General features: G+C 68.4%; 1 pseudogene. It reads right to left on the bottom strand.

Going from position 1 to position 234, the window contains the following annotated elements:
• Positions 1 to 234: pseudogene (locus OH705_RS28780) on the bottom strand (ATP-dependent DNA helicase); the annotation flags it as partial.

Raw genomic sequence — 234 nt, forward strand, 5'->3', positions numbered from 1 at the left:
GCGCCATAATGCTCATTGATCACGGTCTGGCCATCGCTGTCGACGTCCAGATAGTCCAGCGCCACGTCGATCGCCGGCAACTGCCGCGCCTGGCCCAGCAGCCAGGCGTAGACCTTGGCCTGGGCCCAGTGCAGTTGGCGGTGAGTGTCGGGCTGGCGGGCAAGGTCGCCGCGGTGGGGCTTGGTCTCTTCCAACCGGTTGCGTGCCGGGGCATAGCCATCGGCCCGCCCGCGA

Origin of the sequence: Pseudomonas sp. BJa3 (genome assembly GCF_026343815.1) — a bacterium.
GTDB classification, from domain to species: Bacteria; Pseudomonadota; Gammaproteobacteria; order Pseudomonadales; family Pseudomonadaceae; genus Aquipseudomonas; species Aquipseudomonas soli.